17 protein-coding genes and 2 pseudogenes are annotated in these 20,973 nt (G+C 72.5%); 11 read left to right on the top strand and 8 right to left on the bottom strand.

Features of this window, described 5'->3' with window-relative positions; genetic code table 11:
* Nucleotides 1-17: 17 nt before the first annotated feature.
* On the bottom strand, nucleotides 18-965 hold the full coding sequence (locus AB0C26_RS09485) for a helix-turn-helix domain-containing protein (protein ID WP_360244347.1): 948 nt from the start codon (nucleotides 963-965) through the stop codon (nucleotides 18-20).
* A gap of 74 nt (nucleotides 966-1,039) precedes the next feature.
* Here AB0C26_RS09485 and AB0C26_RS09480 point away from each other — a divergent pair, with 74 nt between their 5' ends.
* The 4 genes from AB0C26_RS09480 (at nucleotide 1,040) to AB0C26_RS09465 (ending at nucleotide 5,357) form a co-directional block, all read left to right on the top strand.
* Nucleotides 1,040-2,176 (top strand): type III PLP-dependent enzyme, encoded by a 1,137-nt coding sequence (locus tag AB0C26_RS09480; protein WP_360244344.1) that lies wholly within the window; start codon nucleotides 1,040-1,042, stop codon nucleotides 2,174-2,176.
* Nucleotides 2,177-2,316: 140 nt separating this feature from the next.
* On the top strand, nucleotides 2,317-3,693 hold the full coding sequence (gene mptB / locus AB0C26_RS09475; protein WP_360244341.1) for a polyprenol phosphomannose-dependent alpha 1,6 mannosyltransferase MptB: 1,377 nt from the start codon (nucleotides 2,317-2,319) through the stop codon (nucleotides 3,691-3,693).
* Nucleotides 3,690-4,823: a glycosyltransferase 87 family protein gene (locus tag AB0C26_RS09470; RefSeq protein ID WP_360244338.1), complete on the top strand. Its 1,134-nt coding sequence runs from the start codon at nucleotides 3,690-3,692 to the stop codon at nucleotides 4,821-4,823. The genes mptB and AB0C26_RS09470 overlap by 4 nt, the downstream gene beginning before the upstream one ends.
* A gap of 9 nt (nucleotides 4,824-4,832) precedes the next feature.
* Nucleotides 4,833-5,357, top strand: a complete 525-nt coding sequence (locus AB0C26_RS09465; RefSeq protein ID WP_360244335.1) for a YbhB/YbcL family Raf kinase inhibitor-like protein — start codon at nucleotides 4,833-4,835, stop codon at nucleotides 5,355-5,357.
* Between the two features lie 190 nt (nucleotides 5,358-5,547).
* Here AB0C26_RS09465 and AB0C26_RS09460 read toward each other — a convergent pair.
* The 5 genes and pseudogenes from AB0C26_RS09460 to AB0C26_RS09440 all read right to left on the bottom strand — a co-directional run.
* Nucleotides 5,548-6,237, bottom strand: a pseudogene (locus tag AB0C26_RS09460) (IS5 family transposase); the annotation flags it as partial.
* Nucleotides 6,223-6,459 (bottom strand): annotated as a pseudogene (locus AB0C26_RS09455) (transposase); the annotation flags it as partial. The pseudogenes AB0C26_RS09455 and AB0C26_RS09460, both read right to left, overlap by 15 nt.
* A 122-nt stretch (nucleotides 6,460-6,581) precedes the next feature.
* Nucleotides 6,582-7,085, bottom strand: coding sequence for a hypothetical protein (locus AB0C26_RS09450; protein WP_360244332.1), 504 nt, complete (start codon nucleotides 7,083-7,085; stop codon nucleotides 6,582-6,584).
* An 11-nt stretch (nucleotides 7,086-7,096) separates the two neighbouring features.
* Nucleotides 7,097-7,519, bottom strand: coding sequence for a hypothetical protein (locus AB0C26_RS09445; RefSeq protein WP_360244329.1), 423 nt, complete (start codon nucleotides 7,517-7,519; stop codon nucleotides 7,097-7,099).
* 165 nt (nucleotides 7,520-7,684) lie between these two features.
* Complete coding sequence (locus AB0C26_RS09440) at nucleotides 7,685-8,644, bottom strand: zinc-binding alcohol dehydrogenase family protein (RefSeq protein WP_360244326.1); 960 nt, start codon at nucleotides 8,642-8,644, stop codon at nucleotides 7,685-7,687.
* Nucleotides 8,645-8,780: 136 nt separating this feature from the next.
* On the opposite strand from AB0C26_RS09440, the gene AB0C26_RS09435 reads away from it, so the two are divergent.
* Both AB0C26_RS09435 and AB0C26_RS09430 read left to right on the top strand, forming a co-directional pair.
* Complete coding sequence (locus AB0C26_RS09435) at nucleotides 8,781-9,824, top strand: L-dopachrome tautomerase-related protein (protein ID WP_360244323.1); 1,044 nt, start codon at nucleotides 8,781-8,783, stop codon at nucleotides 9,822-9,824.
* 25 nt (nucleotides 9,825-9,849) lie between these two features.
* On the top strand, nucleotides 9,850-10,560 hold the full coding sequence (locus tag AB0C26_RS09430) for a hypothetical protein (RefSeq protein WP_360244320.1): 711 nt from the start codon (nucleotides 9,850-9,852) through the stop codon (nucleotides 10,558-10,560).
* Here AB0C26_RS09430 and AB0C26_RS09425 read toward each other — a convergent pair.
* Nucleotides 10,532-11,671: a helix-turn-helix domain-containing protein gene (locus tag AB0C26_RS09425; protein ID WP_360244317.1), complete on the bottom strand. Its 1,140-nt coding sequence runs from the start codon at nucleotides 11,669-11,671 to the stop codon at nucleotides 10,532-10,534. The genes AB0C26_RS09430 and AB0C26_RS09425 overlap by 29 nt on opposite strands.
* 133 nt (nucleotides 11,672-11,804) lie before the next feature.
* Between AB0C26_RS09425 and AB0C26_RS09420 the strand changes: the two genes are divergently transcribed.
* From AB0C26_RS09420 to AB0C26_RS09405, 4 genes are read left to right on the top strand one after another with little or no spacing between them, the layout of a single operon-like run.
* Nucleotides 11,805-14,405, top strand: a complete 2,601-nt coding sequence (locus tag AB0C26_RS09420) for a LuxR C-terminal-related transcriptional regulator (protein WP_360244314.1) — start codon at nucleotides 11,805-11,807, stop codon at nucleotides 14,403-14,405.
* A 10-nt stretch (nucleotides 14,406-14,415) separates the two neighbouring features.
* Complete coding sequence (locus AB0C26_RS09415) at nucleotides 14,416-17,196, top strand: LuxR C-terminal-related transcriptional regulator (protein ID WP_360244311.1); 2,781 nt, start codon at nucleotides 14,416-14,418, stop codon at nucleotides 17,194-17,196.
* The gene (locus tag AB0C26_RS09410) at nucleotides 17,193-17,897 is read left to right on the top strand and encodes an ABC transporter ATP-binding protein (protein WP_360244308.1); all 705 of its coding nucleotides are present in this window, start codon (nucleotides 17,193-17,195) and stop codon (nucleotides 17,895-17,897) included. Before AB0C26_RS09415 ends, AB0C26_RS09410 begins: the two co-directional genes overlap by 4 nt.
* Nucleotides 17,898-19,202 (top strand): FtsX-like permease family protein, encoded by a 1,305-nt coding sequence (locus AB0C26_RS09405; protein WP_360244305.1) that lies wholly within the window; start codon nucleotides 17,898-17,900, stop codon nucleotides 19,200-19,202.
* Here AB0C26_RS09405 and AB0C26_RS09400 read toward each other — a convergent pair.
* Nucleotides 19,188-20,039, bottom strand: a complete 852-nt coding sequence (locus AB0C26_RS09400) for a LysR family transcriptional regulator (RefSeq protein WP_360244302.1) — start codon at nucleotides 20,037-20,039, stop codon at nucleotides 19,188-19,190. The two genes, AB0C26_RS09405 and AB0C26_RS09400, sit on opposite strands and share 15 nt — an antisense overlap.
* A 70-nt stretch (nucleotides 20,040-20,109) precedes the next feature.
* On the opposite strand from AB0C26_RS09400, the gene AB0C26_RS09395 reads away from it, so the two are divergent.
* Nucleotides 20,110-20,967: an NAD(P)H-binding protein gene (locus AB0C26_RS09395; protein ID WP_360244299.1), complete on the top strand. Its 858-nt coding sequence runs from the start codon at nucleotides 20,110-20,112 to the stop codon at nucleotides 20,965-20,967.
* The last annotated feature ends 6 nt before the right edge of the window (nucleotides 20,968-20,973 follow it).

Here is a 20,973-nt window from a genome sequence, read left to right as displayed (position 1 = left end):
CCGGTGTACCACCTGCGTCACAACCAGCCGCGCCGGGCGGCCTGGAACGCCAGCCCGGGGCGGGTGTCCACGCCGGCGATGTCCATGAGGCGGTCCAACCGCCGCTGGACGGTCCTGCGGCTCACCCCGAGCTGGGTCGCGATCGACTTGTCCGGCAGGCCGGACACGAAGAGCGAGAGCAACAGCCGATCGGGCTCCTCGGTGCCACCGTCCGGCACCAGTGGGGTCGCCCGGTCCCAGTAGCTCTCGAAGAGCGCGACCAGGGCGTCGAGCAGCTCGCTGGGGCGGATCAACGCCGCGGTGGGCGGCCCGACGCCCCGCGCGGCGTCCGGCACCAGGGGACAGATGGCCAGGCGGTGGTCGGCGACGGCCAGGCGCACGGGCAGGGCGGGCAGCGTCCGGGACTGCTCGCCCAGGCTCATCGCCTCGACGATGCTGTCCAGCTCGCCCGGCTTCTCGAGCAGCTCCCGCTCGTAGATCGCCCGGTACCGGACGCCGCGCTCCAGCGCCGAGTTCTCCTCGGTGTTCTCCGGGCCCTGCATGGCTATCGGGTTGGCCCGGCAGAACCACAGGATCTCCTTTTCGGCCGAGTCCTGCATCTCGCGCAGCCGGTCGCGCAGCGCCGGGGCGCCGACGACGATCTCGACGAGATGGTCGGCGCTGCGCCGGCGGGTGTTGCTGCGGTACTCCTCGCTGAGCGAGGCCACCATTCGCCGGGCCGACTCGAGGGCCTGCTGCTCGCGCAGGAGCGCGTCGCCCAGCGCTACGTCGGCCGGCAGGGCGTGGAAGGCCGGGCCGCCGGTGGCCAGGCCCTTGCGGTGCAGGGATTCCAGCACGTCGGCGGCCTCGGCCGCGGAGAGGCCGTCCTGCTCGGCGAGGTCGTCGGCGGTGGCGCCGGACATGCGCACGAGCAGGCGGTACGCGTGCTGCTCCGGGGCGGAGAGCAGGTCCAGCCGTTCTGACACGGCGACAACTGTAAACCTGTCTATTCGTGTCACCGGATCGACAACTCTATGCGTTCATGGCAATACTCTGTGTTATGACCGTGACTGCGGATGAGGAAGTGACGGCGTCCGGCGCCCTCGGCCGGACCCCCTGTCTGGTGATCGACGTGGAGGTGGCCGGCGAGCAGTACCGCCGGATCGCCGCCGCCTTCGCCGGCGCGCAGATCCATTACGCCGTGAAGGCCAACCCGGAGCCGGCCCTGCTGCGCGCGCTCGTCGAGGCCGGATGCCGGTTCGACGTGGCCAGCCGGACCGAGATCGACCTCTGCCTGGCGGCCGGGGCGTCCCCGGCGGCGCTCAGCTACGGGCACCCGATCAAGAAGGCGGTGGACATCGCCTACGCGTACGCCCGCGGGGTCCGTCTCTTCGCCTTCGACAGCGCCGGGGAGCTCGACAAGATCGTCGCCCACGCGCCCGGATCCGGGGTGATCTGCCGGCTCCTGGCCTCGTCGAAGGGCGCGCGATGGCCCTTGAGCCGCAAATTCGGATGTACGCCGGACATGGCGGCCGACCTGATGACATCGGCGGCCGCCCGCGGGCTGGATCCGGCCGGGCTGGCCTTCCATGTCGGCTCGCAGCAGCTCGACCCCGAGCGGTGGGAGCCGAGCATCGCCGTCGCGGCCGACATATTCCGCTTCTTGCAACAACGTGGACACTCGCTCCGCATTCTGAACGCCGGCGGCGGCTTCCCGGTCGACTACCGCGTCTCCGCCCTTCCGATCACCGCCTACGCGGCGGCCATCGAGGCCGCCATATCGCGAAACTTCGGGCAACGCCGCCCGGCGCTGATGATCGAGCCCGGGCGGTACATCGCGGCGCCGGCCGGCGTGCTGCACGCCGAGGTCGTCCTCGTCGCCCAGAAGTCCTATGAGGACGAACAGCGGTGGGTCTATCTGGACGTGGGCCGTTTCGGCGGGCTGGCCGAGACCGAGGACGAGGCCATCCAGTACGCCCTGGCCACCACCCGCGACGACGGCCCGATGGGCCCGGTGATCCTGGCCGGGCCGACCTGCGACAGCGTCGACATCATGTACCAGCACGCCCACTACGAGCTGCCGCTCGCGCTCGAGGCCGGCGACGTGGTGCGGATCCTCGGGACCGGCGCGTACACCGCCACGTACGCCTCCGTGGGGTTCAACGGCTTTCCCCCGCTGCGGACCCAGATCACTTAAGTACCGGGCGGCGGGGCCGATTGTCGTCCTCGTGCGCTTTCTCCCCGCCGCCGCCGTGGCCGTCGGCCGCTCGCTCACGGTTAAGTAGGCCGTTCATCGGCCGTACCCACTTCGACACCCTTCGCTGAAAGGGTGCTGCGGTGTTCGGGGATCACGGCTGGTCGCGCGCCGTCGGATTTTTCGGGGCGGTGCTCATCGCCGTGGGCGGCCTGGGCGCCGGGGCGCTGCCGGTCGGGGTGAGCTTCTTCGCCGGGCTCACCCACGTGCGCCTCGGGCTGGTCGCCGTCTACGGCGGGCTCGCCCTGCTGCTGCTCGCCTGGTGGTGGTACGGCCAGGTGCTCCCGGACGACGTCGGCGCGATGTGGCGGACCCTGGCCCTGTGGTCGGCGCCCCTGCTGGCCGCGCCGCCCCTGTTCAGCCGGGACGTCTACAGCTACCTCGCGCAGGGCCTCATGGCCGGCGAAGGGCTCGACGTCTACCGGCAGGGCCCGGCCGGCCTCGGCGGCTTCATCGCCGCGCAGGTTCCCGAGATCTGGCAGCACACCCCCAGCCCGTACGGCCCGGTCTTCCTGGGCCTCGCCCGTCTCCTCGGCGGCGAGCATCTGCTCGGCGGGGTGGTCGCGATGCGGTTGGTCGCGGTGGCGGGGCTGGCGCTTCTCGCGTACGTCCTGCCGATCCTGGCCCGCAGCACGGGGATCCGGCCGCCGGCCGCCCTCTGGCTGGCCGTGCTCAATCCGCTCGTGCTCATCCACTTCGTGGGCGGCGCCCACAACGACGCCCTCATGGTCGGCCTGCTCGCCGCCGGCCTGGCCGCCGCCGTCCAGCGGCATCCCGTGCTCGGCGCCGTCCTGGTCACGGCGGCCGCGCTGGTCAAGGTGCCCGCCATCCTGGGCCTGGCCGCGGTCGCGATGATCTGGGCCGCTCAGCTGCGAGGCCGGTGGCCGCTCGCCCGGGCCGGCGGCGCGGTCACCGCCACCGCCGCCGCCACGACCGGGATCCTCACCGCGGTCGCCGGCACCGGATACGGCTGGCTCGGCACCCTCGACACCCCGATCTCGCCCGGCAACCTCTCGCTCGTCAACGTCCTCGGCCGCTGGACCGCCGGACTGCTCTCGGGCGACGGGGTCGGCGAGGTCTTCGTCCTCAACCTCTGGCGGTGGGCCGGCGTGCTGGCCACCCTCGTCGTCGCGGGCCTGGTCTGGTCGCAGATCAGGGAGCTCGGCGTGCTCTACGGCCTCGGCATCGTGCTGGTCGCGGTCGTGGCCTTCGGCCCGGCGCTGCGGCCCTGGTACCTGATCTGGGGCCTGGTCCCGCTGGCCGCCGCGGCCGGTCACCGCTGGGTGCGGCACACCCTCGCGGTCGCCTGCGCGGTCCTGGTGCTGGCCGTCCTGCCGGACGGCTTCGCCGTCGACACCGAGGAGTTCCTCCTCGCCACCGCGGGCGTGCTTCTCGGTTTGTCGGGCTTTCTCGGCGTACGCCTGGCCACGGCCCCCGCCCTGGAGGCGACCACCCGATGACCCGGCCCCGCGCCTTCGCCCTCGTCGCCGTCGCCACGCTCGCCGTCGGCGTCTTCCTGGTGACCGTGCCGACCTTCCGCGAGTTCTTCGACCTCGGCGTCTACCGTGGCGCCGTCCGCTACTGGCTGGTCGACGGCGGCGAACTGTACGACTACCTCTACCAGGACACCGAGTACGGCTTCACCTATCCGCCGTTCGCCGCCCTCGTCCTCAGCCCGCTCGCGCTGACCAGCTGGCCGGTGGCGATCGCGTTCAGTGTCGCGCTCAACGCGGCCTGCGTGGCCCTGCTGCTGCGCTGGTATCTGCTCCCGATGCGGCGCCGAAGTGTGTGGATGCCGGCCGCGCTGGCCTTCCTGGCGGTCCTCGTCTTCGAACCGGCCCGCGACACGTTCAGCTTCGGCCAGGTCAACCTGGCCCTGCTCGTGCTGGTCTGCTCCGACCTGCGCCGCACCCAGTGGCGCGGCGTCGGCATCGGCCTGGCCGCGGCCGTCAAACTGACACCGGCCGTCTTCATCGGCTACCTGATCCTGACCCGCCAATACCGGGCCGCCGCCGTCGCCACGGGCACGGCCGCCGCCGCGACCGTCCTGGCCTACCTGGTCGCCCCCGACACGTCACGCCGCTTCTGGACCGGGGCGCTGTGGGACACCGACCGGGTGGGCAACCTCGCGTACGTCTCGAATCAATCCCTGCGCGGAGTCGTCGCCCGCCTGGGCGTCTCGCCGCTCTGGTGGCTGCTCGCCGTCGCCGTGATCCTGCTCATCTGGTGGCTGGGCGTGCGCGCGGCCCGGGACGACACGACCGGCTTCGCCCTGACCGGCATCGTGGCCTGCCTGATCAGTCCGGTGACCTGGGTGCACCACCTGGTGTGGCTGCTGCCGGCCCTGTTCCTGCTGGCCGGCCGCGCCTCCCGGCGCGGGCTGATCGTGCTGGCGGCCGTCTACGTGGTGCTCAGCAGCAGCGTCGTCTGGCTCTGGTGGGCCGGCGCCCACGGGTTCCTCGCCCTGATCGGCAGCAACACGTACGTCTGGATCTCGATCGGCCTGCTCCTGGCCCTGGAACCACCCGGTCGAGCGACTTATGGGCGATGGCGCCGCGCTCCTTACGTTCGAAGGGTCCCAACGACCTAGGAGCAAAACGTGACCACCCCGTACGACGCGATCGCGAAGGTCCCGTCCTTCACCCTGACCAGCACCGACGTCAGCGACGGCGCGGAGATGAAGCTCCCGCAGGCGAGCGGCGTCTTCGGCGCCGGCGGCGAGGACGTCTCGCCGCAGCTCTCCTGGTCGGGCTTCCCGGCCGAGACGAAGAGCTTCGTGGTGACCGTGTACGACCCGACGGCCCCCACGGGTTCCGGATTCTGGCACTGGGCGATCGCCGACCTCCCGGCCTCGGTGACGTCCCTGCCCACCGACGCCGGCGCGGAGAACAGCACGGCGATTCCCGAGGGCGCCTGGCAGCTGGCCAACGACGCCCGGCTGCGCCGCTACATCGGCGCCGCCCCGCCGGCCGGCAGCGGCCGCCACGACTACTACATCGCCGTCCACGCCGTCGACGTCGAGTCCATCGGCATCGACCAGGACTCTACCCCCGCCTTCCTCGGCTTCAACCTGACCGGCCACACCCTGGCCCGCGCCGTCATCACCCCGTACTTCTCAGCCTGAACCCGGAAAGGGGGCCACGCGGCCCCCTTTCCGTCGCGCCTTCGTCGTACCCGCTGAGCACAGTCCGCCGTCATGACGAGCGGTCTTGGTGAGACGCCGGTCGAGTTCAGCACCGCCGGCGAGCCGGCCGGACTGCTGAGCCGGCTGGCCAGCACGAGCGTTCGTCGCTAAGGCGTGTTTCATAGCTAGGTCAGAGCCACTCGCTGATGACGGTGATGGTCAGGACGGCTTGGAAGCGAACGGCTACCTTGTCGTAGCGGGTGGCAACACCGTGGTGGCGTTTTTGAGCCGCGCGATGCCGTTCTCGACGGCGTGGCGCAGCCGGTAAAGCTGCGGGTCGAACGTCGGCGGACGTCCACCGCGGGAGCCTTTGGCTTTGCGGTGGGCGTCTTGGTCGCTCGTGCTGGAAATGCAGGCCCTGATCCCGCGGGAGCGCAGGTAACAACGATTGCCGCGGCTGGTGTAGGCCTTGTCCGCCAGGACCAGCACCGGACGCGTGCGGGCCTGGCCGACACCGAGCCGGCTTACCCGGATGCGGCGCAGGACCGGGATGAACTGAGGGCTGTCGCCGCGGTGCCCGGCGGTGACGATCATCGACAACACTTTCTGACCCTGCTCGCAGGCCAGATGCAGGTGCCCGTCGATGCGGCCCCCCGCGGCGTGCTGAGGAGCCCAGGCTGGTCATCGAGTCCACGCTGACCGCCCAGTCGATCCGGCCCGGGGCATCGCCGTGGGCCTGCAACGCTGCCAGGATCTTCTCCCCGATCCCGTCCCGCTGCCAGCGGCGGAACAGCCCATGGATCGTCGGGCAGGGCGCGTACTCGGCCGGCACGTCACACCCCGGGGCACCGATCCGGATCCGCCACCGGATCCGGTCGACATCGATCCGGCCCCGATTCAGGCCCGCATACATCGCTCCGTGACCACGCCGATGCTGTCCCGCCAACGACAACTCGGCCAGCGAACGCACCGGTGTGTCTCCGCACAACATCGCGTCTGCCAGCTCAAACAACGCGTCGCCACGTGCGGTGAGACAACGGTGAAACTCGGCCCTGAACCCGGCCAGACGCCCGAAAGCATCCCCTGGATCGACGTCAGGCACACTGATCGTCAGACAGCCCTTGATTCGGTTTTTCTTCCCTAGACAAGAAGAGATGATCGATCAAGGGCTGTCCTCATGATCAGCCGGGGTCGATGCCGCACAGCTGCACGTTAAAACTCAAGTTAGTCGGTTGTGCAGTTGGTGTTGCCTACCGCGAAATGTGGGGTGGCGATGCTGGCGGTGCTGGTCGGCACCCCGTTCGGCAGCACGATGTAGGTGTTCGCGGTGATGCCCCAGTAGTCGTAGCCGCACTTCAGCGCGATGACCGGCGACGAGTTGACGATTTTGGCGGCCCGGCACGGCGAGTGGCCGGCGCTGCCGCATTCGCCGCGTCCGCTGTAGGCGCACTGGGCGTAGGCGTTCGAGCAGGTCCCCGGCTGCTCCCGCAGGGACTTGCAGGCCACGATCGTGGTCACCCCGTTCTGGACCTTCTGGCAGTAGACGGAGTTGTCGGAGGCCGCGAAGGGGCCGTCCCGGTAGACGTCGATGCAGTGCACACCCTGATAGACGCCGGACGTGCCGATCACCGCGCAGCGGTGCCCGGCGGCCGCGGCCGGCTGGGCGGACACGAGGAAGGCGCCGAGGAGGATCGTCAGCGCGGCCAGGAACGTACTCAATTTGCGCATGGATCTTCCTCTCAGAGACCGACCAGGTTGCAGGTCTGCGGCGGGAGCCAGATCGTCGGGTGCCCGTCCCAGACCACCCGGTACTTGCGGACGGTTCCGGGGATGTCGAGGATGCCGGTGTTGTCGTCGGCGGACTGGTCGTACGACCTGACTGTCGAGCCGACGTCCACCCGCAGCTCGGTCCGCGCGGTGTCGCTGGTGTCCAGGTCGAAGATGCCGAAACTGTTGGGCGACCCGAAGTACCAGTTGACCTCGCCCTTGTACCGGCCGTTGTCGGCCACGAAGTAGATCTTCTGCCCGATGATGTAGTCCACGCCGTCGTAGATGCACTCGGTCCGTTTCGTGAACGCCATCGCGGGCGCGCCGAACGCGACCACCGACGCCGTCGCCGCCGCGACGACGACCATGATCCTCGCAACCAGTTTTCTGACCATCTCACGTCCTCTCATCCGGTGGTGAGAGGCCGAGTGCATCAGCCCCGCAAGCCGTCCGGCCACCGTTCGGAACGTGCCCGCACTGTCCGGAACGCCCCCGAACACCCGGACGAAACAGGCGCTGGAGTCCCGCCTCGACCTCGACCTGGCCTGACGAGACGCGGGTCAGGCGGCCACCACGACCTTGCCGTAGTGGGAGCCCTTGCCGGTGCCGACCAGGCGGTGGGCCTCGGTCAGGTTCGCGGCGTTGATCGGGCCCAGGCGGGTGGTCAGTGTGGTGCGGAGGGTGCCGGCGTCGACCAGGCGGGCCACCTCGTCGAGCAGGCGGCCCTGGCTGTCGTCGGTCGGGGCGTACATCGGCTTGGTGAACATCAGCTCCCAGTGCCAGGTGATGCTCTTCGACTTCAGGTCCTGGATGCTGTCGACCGAGTCGATGGCGACCACGTGGCCGAACGGCTTCAGGATCCGGTCGAATTCGCCGACGTTGCCCTTGGAGTGCGGGGAGAAGACGTACTCGACGCCCGCCGGTGCGAGTTTCAGGACCTCGTTGGCCAGGCCCGCGTGATGGTCGATCACGTGGTGGGCGCCCATCTCCAGGGCCCACTTGCGGGAGTCCGGGCGGGACGCCGTGCCGATGACGGTCAGCTTGGTGAGCTGCCGGGCCAGCTGGGTGATCATCGAGCCCACGCCGCCGGCCGCGGCCAGGGCGACGATCGTGCCGGTGCTGTCGGCGTTCAGGCGCAGGTGGTCGAACAAGGCTTCCCAGGCCGTGATCGTGGTCAGCGGCAGGGCGGCCGCCTCGGCGAAGTCCAGGGTGGTCGGCTTGTGGCCGACGATGTGCTCGTCCACCACCTGGAGTTCGGCGTTGCTGCCCTGGCGGCGGATGCTTCCCGCGTAGTAGACCTCGTCGCCCGGGGCGAAGCGGGTGACCTTGGAACCGACCGCCTCGACGACGCCGGACGCGTCGTAGCCGAGGATGCCGTGGCCGCGGCCGGCGCTCTGCACGTCGACCGGGTTGACCGAGACCGCGTGCACCCGGACCAGCAGGTCGTGCGGGGCCGGTACGGGGGTGGGCGCCTCGACGTCGCTGAGGTGGTGAGCGGAGGTGACGGCTACCGCGCGCATGGTGTTCTCCTTTGTTCGACTTGCTGCGACGGTGCCCGTCCGCGAGTGAGGAACCATGCGTACGTCGACTGGGTTTCCGGCCGGACCAGTCGACGTACTGGTAGCGGGCGGGTGATCCGCGGGCAGGCTCGACGACATGACATCTGAGGCATTGGGCGCCTGGGTCGCGCCGAACTTCGAGGTAGTGGCGGAACTGCACGATCTGATGCCGACCGGTGTGACAGTCACCGACGACGGGCGGGTCTTCATCTCCGTTCCCCGCTGGGGTGACGAGGTGCCGTTCACGGTGGCCGAGATCGTGGACGGCAAGCCGGTCCCGTACCCGAGCCGGGAGTTCAACGACGAGCACCTGGTCTCGGTGCAGAGCGTCGTGGTCGATCCGCGCGGGCATCTGTGGCTGCTCGACACCGGCAGCCTGGCCTTCGCCCCCTGGGTCGAGAACGGGCCGAAACTGGTCGAGATCGACCCGGCCACCGGCGACCTTGTGCGGATCATCCGGCCGTCGGCCGAGGCGATCACGCCCACGACGTACCTCAACGACGTTCGTTTCGATCTCTCGCGGGGCGAGGCCGGGTACGCGTACATCACCGACTCGCAGCCGGAGGGCGCGCTCATCGTCGTCGACCTGGCGAGCGGCGAGAGCTGGTCGCGGCTGCGCGGCTACGCCAGCACGCGCGCGGTCGACGGTTTCCGCGCCGTCGTGCAGGGTGTCGTGCGGGACAACTATGTGGTCGGGGCGGACGGTATCGCGATCGACGCCACCGGGGAGCGGCTCTGGTTCTGCCCGCTGTCCAGCCGGCGGCTCTACAGCGTGCCCACCTCGGCGCTGGCCGACCGGGCGCTCAGCGACGACGAGGTCGCGGCGCTGGTCACCGATCACGGTGACAAGGGCGCGTCCGACGGGCTCGAGTCGGACACCGCGGGGGCTCTTTACGCCACGGCGTACGAACACAGCGCCGTTCTCAAGCGCGACGCGGACGGCACCTGGTCGACGGTGCTGCACGCGCCCGGCGCGCTCTGGCCGGACACGCTGGCCCTGGCCGCCGACGGCTACCTCTACGTCAGCGTCAACCAGCTGCCCCGGTCGCCCCTGTTCAACGGCGGCGTGGACGACCGGATCCCGCCGTACCAGATCGTGCGGGTGCCGGTCGGCGCCCAGCCGGTCCGGCTGGCCCGTTAATTCCCCCAGCGTCAAGGAGAGAGTCGTGCTCGACGAGATTTTCGACACCTACGGCGGCCGTAAGGCCTGGGAAGAGGCGCGGGAGATCAGCGCCCGCCAGTTCTTCGGCGGCGCGCTGTGGGCCATGAAGGGCCACCCGGGAGCGCTCGACGACGTCCAGGTCACCGTCGACCTGCACCGCGAACACACCCGGCAGGAACCGTTCTTCGCCGACGGGCACTACACGAACTTCACCCCGGAGCGCATCGCCGTCGAGACCGGCGACGGCGAGGTGGTCGAGGAGCTGCTCGACCCGCGGGCCTCGTTCGCCGGGCACGAACTGACCACCCCGTGGACCCGCCTGCAACTGGCCTACTTCTCCGGGTACGCCATGTGGACGTACACCAGCGAGCCGGTCTCACTGACCTTCGAGGGCGTACGGACCGAGGAGATCGGCCCGTGGACCGAGGACGGGAAGAAGTACCGGCGGCTGGCCGTCACGTACCCGGCGAACATCGCCACCCACACGGCGCACCAGATCCTCTACGTCGACGACGACGGGATCATCCGGCGGCGTGACTACACGGTCGACATCGCCGGCGGCACACCCGCCGCCCAGTACGCCACGGAGTTCACCACCGTCGACGGGCTGCTGATCGCGACCGAACGCACCATCTACAGCCGCGACGAGAACAACGACAAGGTCCCGGACCCGGTCGTCGTGTCGATCAGGCTGGACGAGGTGACGGTGGCGTGAGCAGGTAGAGCCGGAGCAGGTCGTGCAGATGGCGGCCGATGACGAGGCCGGCCTCGGCTAGCTCGTCGAGCGCGTCCACGGCGTCGACGGGCTCGTCACGAGCCAGCGCCTCCAGCGCCGCGTGGCTGGCCGGGGAGAGCCGGGCACAGGTGGCGTCGAAGGCGTCGCGCACCCGCAGATCCCCGGCGACCAGCCGGTCGAGCCGCCGGGCGGGATCGGCCAGCCGCTCGGCCAGCGTGGCCGCCGTCCAGCCCGGCCGGCTGGTCAGCCGGCTTCCGGCGATCCGCAGCGCGAGCGGATAGTTGCCGCACAGCCGAGCCACCTCACGCAGCGCCGCGTCGTCACCCACCAGGGACGTCGCGTGGGTGACGGCGCGCAGCATCGCCACCGCGTCGGCGTCGCCGAACGGGCGCAGGCGGACGCGGGTGGCGGAGGTCAGGCCGGCCAGGGGCCACCAGGAGGTGATCACCACGGTGGTGACGCCGTCGCCGGGGAGCAGGGGGCGGATCCGCGCCTCGTCCTCCGCGTTGTCGAGCACCAGCAGGCGCGGCCGCTCGGCGAGGGTCTGGCGCAGCAGGTCGGCCCGGTCCTCCAGGGCCGACGGGATGGCGGCCGGCTGGACGCCGCAGGCCCGCAGCAGGCGGGACAGCGCGAGCGCGGTGTCCAGGCCCTCCAGGTCGGCGAAGAGCCGCCCGCCCGGGAACCGGTCGCAGGCGCCGTGAGCCGCGTGCACGGCCAGCGCCGTCTTGCCCATGCCGCTCGGCCCGCACACCACCACCGTGGCGCCCGGCCGCATCAGCTCGTCGAGCGTGGCCAGCTCGGCCGCCCGGCCGGTGAAGTCCGGCAGGTCCGCCGGCAGCAGGCACAACGGGGGCGCCTCGGCGGCCGAGGGACGCGCCGCCTCGTACAGTGCCGTGCGGTCGGCGTCACTGACCTCGAGGGCATCGGCCAGTGCCCGTACGGTCCGGGATTGAGGCTCGAGGCTCTTCCCCCGCTCGATGTCGCTGATGGCCCGGACGCTGACGCCGGACCGCGCGGCCAGCGCCTCCAGCGTGAGCCCCGCCACCAGCCGAAACCCGCGTACCAGCCCGCCCAGCGGAACCGCCGACATGACCCTCCCCACACCCTGCCCGATTTCCGCTGCTTCGCCGGGAGCGGAACCGGCCGGCAGAGAGGTTCTGCCTGCGTTCTGCATGGTCGCCGCCCCGACTCGAAGCTTAAATCCGAAGCGGAGAGGAGGCACGATGAGCTTGATCGCTGAGTTACCGGGCCGCGCGGCGGAACGGGAACGTCTGAGCCGCGCGCTGCGTGACGCCGAGAACGGCCGGCAGGTGATCGTCCTGCACGGTGAGGCCGGCATCGGCAAGACCGCGCTGCTGCTGTCGTGCGCCGCCGAGGCCACCGCCCGCGGCTTCCGGGTCGTCGAGGCGGCCGGGCTGCTGCCGGGCGAGCCCGTCGACAGCCCGCTGGAGCGGCGGCTGACCGTACTCTCGTCGGTTCTCCAGCTCTGCCGCCTGGGCCCGGTGATGATCACCGCCGACGAGGTCGACGCCGAGACAGTCGGCCTGCTCATGTTCGTGGCCCGCCGGCTGCGCCGGGAGCGCCTGGTGCTGCTCTTCGCCGCCCGCAGCCTGCTCGCCTTCGGCCGGGTGAGCGCCGAGGTGACGCTGCTGCCGGTGGGGCCGCTGCGCCCGAACGCCGCCGCCGGTGTCCTCGACAGCCGTCCGGTGCCGCCGCGCGGCGCGGTCCGGGCCGAGATCCTGCACTACGCGGCCGGCAACCCGTTCGCGCTGACCGAGCTGGCCCGCGCGGTCGCCGGCGGCACGCTGGCCGCGCTGCGGCGCGACTACCGGATCAGCGTCACCGGATTGCTCGCCCGCACCTTCGCCCCCGAGCTCGACGGTCTCCCGCCGGCGACGAGACGGGTGCTGCTGTACGCGGCGGCGGCCGAACACGACGACCTGGGCGACGTCCTCGCCGCGGCCGGTGCGAGCCTCGCCGACTGCGCCCCGGCCGAGCAGGCGCGGCTGATCGCCGTGCTGGGCGGCCGGCTCAGCTTCGCCCGCCCGATGGTGCGGGCGGTCTGCTACTTCACCGCGCCCTTCGGCGACCGTCAGGAGGCGCACGCCCGGCTGGCCGCGGTCTCGGCCGAGTCGGCGACCCGGGACTGGCACGTGGCCCATGTCGGCGGCACCGCCGGCGACTTCATGGCGGTGGCGCTGGAGCGGGCGGCCGACGTCGCCGCCGCGCAGGGCCGGGGCCTGGAGGTGGCCGCCCTGCTGGAGCGGGCCGCCGAGAACAGCACCGACCGGCACGAGGCGGCCCGCCGGTACGGGCGGGCCGCGGCCGAGGCCGACCGCTGCGGCGACATCGACTGGAGCCGCCGCCTCTGCGACCGGGTGGTCGAGCTGACCGACGACCCGCGGCTGCTCGCCTCGGCCCTTGCCGTCACAGGCAACGTCCGCATGTACCGCCCCGCTACCGAAACCCTCACCGCCGCCGAACGCCTCCTGACCACCGATCCCACCGGCCTGGCCGATCCGGCGCTGACCACCGGGGTGCTGGCCATCGCGGCGCGGTCGGTTCTCACCGACGGCGCGGCCGAGGGCGTCGCGACCCTCCGCCGGCTGATGACGAACCTGCCGGCCGGCGGGCCGATGCCGGCGCTGCGCGCGCTGGCCGAGTGCGTGGCCGACCCGGCCGGCTGGGTCGCCCGCACCGGCCCGCTGAGCGAGTCGTCGCTGCTCAGGCCGCTCGACGGGCCGGCCGAGCGGGTGCGGCTGCTCGCCGTCGGCGGCGTCGCCTGGATCACCGACGAGGTCGACGTCGCCGCCGACCTCTACCGCCGCGCGGTCGACCGGGTGCACGCCGACGGTTCCATCGGCGTTCTGGCGGTGGCCACCGTGGCCCTGGCCGAGTCGCTGTTCGACCTGGGCCGCCTCGACGAGGCCGGCCGGGTGCTGGCCGACGCGGCCGACCTGGTCGGCGCCAACTCGGCCAGCCCCATGCGCCGGGCCGTGGTCACCCAGCTGGCCGTCCTCGCCGTACGCCGGGGCCGGCTCGACGAGGCACGGCGGCTGCTCGGCCAGGCCGGTGACCCGTCGGACGCGGAAAGCCCGTTCGTGGCCTATCTGATCCACCGGGCCGCCGGTGAGCTGGCCACCGCGGACGGCGACCACGAGGCCGCCGTCCGGCATTATTCGGCGGTCTTCGCCGACGACGGCACCCCGGCCCACTTCCTGATGTCGCATCGCGTGGCCCTGCAACTGGCCGGCGCGGCCCAGGAGACCGGTCGCCGCGCCGAGGTGCTGGCCCGGCTGCGGACGGCGCGGGAGCGGTCCGAACCGCCGAGCGCCCGCCGCCGCTGGTCGTGGGAGCTGGCCTTCGCGCTCCTCGGGTTCGACGCCGACCCGGACCGCCCGATCCGGCTGCTGGCCGAGCCCGACGCCGGGGTGCGCTGGCCGTACGAGCACGCCGTCGCCCAGGCGCTGGTGGCCGAGGCGCTGCGGACGCGGCGCCGGCCCGTCGAGGCCCGGCCGCTGCTCGTCTCGGCGCTCGACACGTTCCTGCGGCAGGGCGCGGTCCACGACGCCGAGGCGGTGCGGGCCCGGCTCCGGGCCACCGGCGTGGTGCGGGCCCAGGCCGGCGAGGAGTCCGCGTTCGACCAGCTCACCGCCCAGCAGCAGCAGATTGCCCGGCTGGCCGTCCGCGGACTGTCCAACCGGGCCATCGCGGAGCAGTTCGGGTTGTCACCACGGACCATCGGGTTCCACCTTTATCAGATCTACCCGAAGCTCGGGATCGCGCGCCGCGACCAGCTTCGCGACGTGATCCCGGCGTGCTGAGGGGGCGGACGTGACGGAGCTGGCCGGGAGAGAGAACGAGTTACGGACGCTCGGCGCGCTGCTCGACCCGGGGCGGCGCGACAGTGCGGCGATCGCGGTCACCGCGAGCCGGGGCCGGGGCACCACGAGCCTGCTGGCCGAGGCCGCGGGCCGGGCCGCCCGTCGCGGTTTCCGGGTGCTGCGGGCCACCGGGCACCGCGACGAGCAGGACCTCGACGGGCTCGGACTGCACCAGCTCATGCAGCCGTTGCGGACTTTGGTGACCACACTGTCCGATCAGGAGCAGGCGGCCGCCCGGGCCACCGTCACGTTGCGGTCCACCGCCGCCGCGGTTCTCGGGGCCGGATCCCGGGCCCTGCTCACCGCGGCCGCGCAGCAACAGCCGGTGCTCGTCGTCGTGGACGATCTGCACCTGCTCGACCGGCTCTCGGCCGGCGTGCTGCGCGACCTGATCGCGGCGGTGTCCGGGCATCCGGTGGTCTTCCTTCTCGGGGTACGGGCTCGGCACGCGGCCGGCATCCGGTCGGCCGGCGTCGCCGTGCTGCCCCTGGAACCGCTGTCCCCGGTCGCCGCGGCCGAACTGCTCAACCGTCAACCGGACGTCCCGCGCGGCCGGGGCCGCCTGGAGATCCTGCGCTGGGCCCGGGGCAATCCGCGGGCGATCCTCGACCTGGCCGCGGCCTTCGCCGGCGCGACGAGCGACGAGGTGCTGCATCCGCAGCTGGGCCGTGTCCTGCCGATCCGCGAGCGCTACGCGGCCGACCTGACCCAGCTGTCACCGGGCGCGCTGCGGCTGGTCCGCCAGGTCAGCGCCCGCGTCGCCGACGAGAGCCTGACCCAGGTGCTGGCCGCCGCTCAGGTGTCCGATGCGGACGTTCGCCTGGCCCTCGACCTGGGCCTGCTCGAACGGTACGGCGCCACGCTGCGCCTGGCCGACCCGCTGGCCGGCATCGCCGCCTACTGCGCCTGCCCGGCCGCCGAGCGCGCCGAACTCCACCGCCGCTTCACAGCGGTCCTTCCGCCGGGCTCACTCGCCCACGCCCTGCACCGCGCCGCCGAAGCCACCGGCCCCGACGAGGCCATAGCCGCCGCCCTGGAAAAAGCCGCCCTGGAAAAAGCCGCCACTGGAGAGGCCGCTACGGGAAAGGCCGCCGCGAGGGAAAGCGACGCAGGTGAGGGCGGCGCAAGGGAAGGCGGCGCAGGGGAAGACGGCGCGGGAGAAAGCGGTGAGGGTGGCGTCACGAGGAATCCGGCGGCGTGGCAGCGCGCGGCCGAGCTTTCGCCGGAGCCGGCCGACGCCTGTCGCCGTTATGCGGCGGCCATCGAGGCGGCGAGCGCCATCGGCCAGACCACCTGGGTGCTCGACCTGCACGCCGCCATGGCCGCCGTCGACGACGGCGCCGCCCTCGCGGCGGGCACCGCGCGGTCGGTGGCCCTGGCCCTGTCCCGGCGGGGCCGCCAGCGCCCGGCCATGGACCTGCTCGCCGACAGCTGCCGCCGGCATCCGCCCCGCACCCGGCGGGACGCGATGCTGATGGCCGTCTCGGCCGCGCACATCAGCCGCCTGTCGGGGCTTCCCGAGCACCGGGCCGTCGTCACCAGCCTGGCCGGGCTTGCCGATGCCCTGCCCAGCGACGACGGGGAGGAGCGGTTGCTGCGCCTTGCGGTTGACGCGGCGGCCGACCCGTACATGTCAATCGGCTCTGAAGATCTGACCGCGCCCGAGGATCCCACCGAGGCCACCCTCCTGGCCTATCTGGCCGACGCCGCCGGTGACCTCGCCACCGCCACCAGCCTCCGCGCCGGCGCCCTGCGAACCGTGCTGGGCCACGGCGATCCGGCCGGCGTGGTCGAGGCCCGGCAGCCCTACGCCACCAACCTGGGCGATCAGGGACGCTGGCGGGAGGTGTCCGAGGTGCTGGCCGAGGGGCGGCGTCTGTGTGCGACCGCCGACCTGCCCCTGCTGGAGTGGGAGATCTCCCTCCAGGAGTCGGTGATGGCGGCCCTGTTCGGTGACGCCACCCGGTCGCGGGAACTCGCCGAGTCCGCCTGGAACGGCATCGACCTGCAGCAGAACCGCCGCCTGCGCTACTTCCTGGAGGTGGCGGCGGGCAACGCGGCCATGGCCGAAGGCGATTTCGCCCTGGCCTACCGGCACTTCCAGGTGCTCTTCGACGCGGGGCGCTTCCACCCCGACGGTGGCGCCTACGCGCTGCTCGGGCTGTCCGTGATGGCCCCGCACGCGGGACGCCAGGAGGAGGCTCTGGCGCTGCTGGCCGGTCATCCGCTGCCTGGCCGGGCCCGGATGCGGCTGCTGGCCGACCACGCCCGGGCCGCGCTCACCGACGACGAGCGCACCGAGGAGCACTTCCGGCGCGCGGTCGACGACCCGGCGGGGGAGATCTGGGCGTTCGAGCGGGCCCTGGCCCGGCTGCACTTCGGCGCCTGGCTGCGCCGCAAGCGCCGCCCGCTCGAGGCCCGGGTCCAGCTCACGGCCGCGCTGGGGGTGCTGGAGGCGATGGGTTCGGGCCCGCACGCCGAGATCGTGCGGACCGAGCTGGCGGCGGCCGGCGAGGGCGCCGACTCCGAGCCGGCGGCCGGCGATCCACTGAGCCGGCTCAGCCCGCAGCAGCGGCAGATCGTCCAGTTGGCCGCACGTGGCCTTCGTAACAGGGAGATCGCGGCCCAACTGCGGGTATCCCCACGTACGGTCGGCACGCACCTGTACAACGCGTACCCCAAACTCGGCGTTAGCGGACGCCGGGAACTCGGCACCCTTCTGGCGGGATGATGGCATCAGTAGAGGTCGACGGCCTCACGAAAGAGTTCGACGGCACCCCGGTGCTGCGCGGCGTCAGCCTCGGCGTGGAGCCCGGGGAGTTCCTGGCCGTGGTCGGGCCGAGCGGGTCCGGCAAGTCGACGCTGCTCTACTGCATGTCCGGGCTCGAGCCGGCCACCTCCGGCTCGGTGCGCATCCTCGGGCACGAGCTGGGCGGGATGCGGCGCGGCGCCCTGGCCGCCCTGCGCCGCGACCACGTCGGGTTCGTCTTCCAGTCGTACAACCTGATCCCCTCCCTCACCGCGCGGGAGAACGTGGCGCTGCCGGCCCGCCTGGCCGGCCGGAAGATCTCCGCCACCGACGTCGACCAGGCGCTGGCCGACGTGGGCCTGGCCGAGAGGGCGGCCTACCGGCCGTCCGCCCTCTCCGGAGGTCAGCAGCAGCGGGTGGCGATCGCCCGGGTGCTTGCCGTACGCCCGGACGTGGTCTTCGCCGACGAGCCCACCGGGGCCCTCGACACCTCGTCCGGCACCCAGGTGCTCGACCTGCTGGCGAAGGTGCCGACCGACGGCCGCTCGGTGGTGATGGTGACGCACGACCTCTCCGCCGCGGCCCGGGCCGACCGGGTCGTCGTACTGCGCGACGGCCTCGTCCACCGGTCGCTTCTCCGCCCGTCCACGGCCGAGATCTTCGCCGCCCTCGGGGAGTCCTGAGTGCTCAAGCTGATCCTCAGCGACCTGGTCGCCAACGTCCGGGTCTGGCTGGGCACCTTCGTCATCGCCGCGGCGGCGGCAGTGGTCGGCTCGGTCGTCGCCAGCGAGATCGACACGGCGCTCTCGGTGGGCGGCAACGACGCCCTGGCGCTGTACGGCATCAGCGGCACCGTGGCCGCCTTCACCATCGTCACCGCGCTGATCGTGGTCGGCTCGGTCGCGGGACTGACGGTCACGCTGCAACAGCGGGGGTACGCGCTGTGGCAACTGGTCGGCATCCGGCCGGCGCTCGTCCGCACGGTCGTGACGAGCCAACTGCTGATCGTCTCCCTGCTCGGCGCGGTGCTCGGCTGCCTGGTCGCGATCCCCTTCTTGAAACCGCTTTACGGGTACGTCTTCACGAGCTCACCGGAGCTGGCGGCGCTGCACCCGCGGTTCAGCGTCGCCGCGGCCGTCCCCGTCGTGTTCTTCGTGGTGGTGGTCCTGACCATCGGCGGTTCCCGCAGCGCCGGCCGCGCCTCGCGCACCCCGCCGATCCGGTCGCTGCGCGAGACCGAGCCGCCGGACCGCCGGATGACGGTGGGCCGCTGGATCGGCGGCGTGGCCACGGCCGGCATCATCCTGGCCATCCTGGCCTCGCTGCCCGGCACCGGCCGCGACACCATCGCCGAGCCCCTCATGCTGATCGCCCCGCTGGTGGCCGGCGCGCTGGCCGCGTTCGGCCCGCTCTTCCTGGCCCGGCTGGTCCGCGCCTGGACGTCGCTGCTGCCGTTCGCGGGCCCCTGGTACCTGGCCCGCAACAGCACGGCGTTCAACGTCGGCCGCAGCACGGCCACGATCAGCCCGCTCACCGTGGCCATCGCCCTGGCCGGCGGCCTCTACTCGGCCAACGACACGGCCAGTGGCGGCCAGTCCGACCTGGGCACCGGGGCGGTGGTCCTGCTGCTGGGCGGCCCGCTGCTGCTGGCGGTCCTGGGCGCGGTGGCCACGGTCTTCATGTCGAGCCGCCGCCGCGAGCGTGAGTTCGCCCTGATCGTCGCGGCCGGCGGCACCCCCGGCACGGTCCTGACCGCGGCCGCCTGGGAGGCGGTCATCTACGTCGGCACGGCCCTGATCCTGGGCGGCGTCTCGGTGCTGGCCACGGCCCTGGCCGGCGCCTGGGCGGTCGGCGGCGCCCCGTCCTTCGGCGCGGTGCCGGCCCTGACCGTGGCCCTGGGCAGTCTCATCCTCGTCCTGCTGGCCACCGTCCTGCCGACCGCCGTCGCCCTGCGCCACGAGGTCCCGAGTGTTCTAGCCCCCGAGTAGGGCGGGCGTCTGCGCGACCTCGCGGGCGACCCGGACGAACGCCGCCACCTCCAGCGAGCGTGACCCGGCCGGCCAGGCCACTTTCAGGTCCACCGGGTCGAGGTCCTCGACCGGGCGGAAGGCCGTGTTCGGCCGGGGGAAGCGGCGGGCCACCCACTCCGGCAGGAACCAGACCACGCCGCTCACCTCGACCAGGTTGAAGATCTGGGACAGGTCGAACTTCCGTACACCGGCCGCCATCCGGCCCTCGGCCGCGTCCGTCCCGTCCGGCAGCCTCTTGCCCCGCAGGTCGGCGAGACGCACCGAGGTGCGGGCGGCGAGGGGGTCGGCCGCGGCCACGGCCACCACGCTCGGACCGGTCAGCAGCGTCTCGGTGTCCAGCCCGCGCTCGTCGAACGGCGCCGGCAGCAGCGCCACGTCGGCCCGCCCGTCGTGCAGCGCCGGCACCTGTTCACCGCGCCCGCCCAGCTCCAGCTCCACCGGCATGACGTCGTACGCGTCGAGGATCCGCGGCAGCAGCCCCGCGTCGTAGTCGGCCTTCATGGCCAGCCGCAGGGTCCGCGCCGGCTGCCCGGCCCGCCGCGCCCGGCGCTGGGCCGCCGCCACCGCGTCCAGCGCCACCCGGGCGTCCGCGAGCAGTGTCTCGCCGGCCTCGGTCAGCGCCACCTGCCGTGTCGTACGGACCAGCAGTTGCACCCCGAGCTGCCGTTCCAGCTCCCGGATGGCCCGCGACAGCGGCGGCTGCGCCATGCCGAGCCGCTCGGCGGCCCGCCCGAAGTGCCGCTCCTCGGCCACCGCGACGAAGTACCGCAGCTGCCGCGTCTCCAGGTCACTCATACCGCCACGGTATCAATATGGACGCGATCGGTCTTTCCCCTTTCCGCCCGCCCGGCGTTCACTCATAGTCATGATCGTTGTTACCGCACCCACCGGCCAGATCGGTGCCCAGGTCGTCGAGAACCTGCTCAAGACCGATGTTCCCGTACGCGTCGTCGCCCGCGACCCGGCCCGCCTCGCCCCCGGCGTCGCCGAGCGTGCCGACGTCGTCCAGGGCTCCCACGGCGACCCGGCCGTGGCCGCCGCCGCCCTGGAAGGCGCCGACGCGGTGTTCTGGCTCGTGGCGGCCGACCCGCACGCCGCCACCATCGACGACGCCTACTCCGGCTTCACCCGCCCCGTGCTCCCGTCGCTGGCCAAAGCCGGCCGCGTCGTCGGCGTCTCCGCCCTGGGCCGCGGCACCCCGGCCGCCGCCCGGGCCGGCCACGTCACCGGCACGCTGGCCCTGGACGACCTGATCGCCGCCACCGGCGTGCCCTACCGGGCCCTGACCATGCCGTCCTTCATGGACAACGTCCGCCGGCAGGCCGCCACCATCAAAGACCAGGGCATCCTGCACGGCCCGTACGTCCCCGGCCTGCCCCTGCCGGCCGTAGCCACCCGCGACATCGCCGCCGTGGCCACCGGCCTGCTGCTCGACAACACCTGGACAGGCTTCGAGGAGGTCCCGGTGATCGGCCCCGAGGACCTGACCTGGACCGAGATCGCCGCCGTCATCTCGGACGTGCTCGGCCGCCCGGTCCGCTACGAGCAGACCCCACCCGACGTCTTCAAGGCGAACATGCGGCGCTTCGGCAGTTCCGAAGCCGTCGCCCAGGCCTACCTCGACATGGCCCTGGCCAAGAACAACGGCCTCGACGCGGTCGCCCCGGCGACCCCGCGCACCCCCACCACGTTCCGCCAGTGGTGCCTCGACAACCTCGCTTGATATGCA

Source organism: Actinoplanes sp. NPDC048796, from assembly GCF_040650035.1.
Classification (GTDB): Bacteria; Actinomycetota; Actinomycetes; order Mycobacteriales; family Micromonosporaceae; genus Actinoplanes.
Note: the sequence above shows the minus strand (reverse complement) of the source record. Positions and strands in the feature narration are given on the sequence as shown.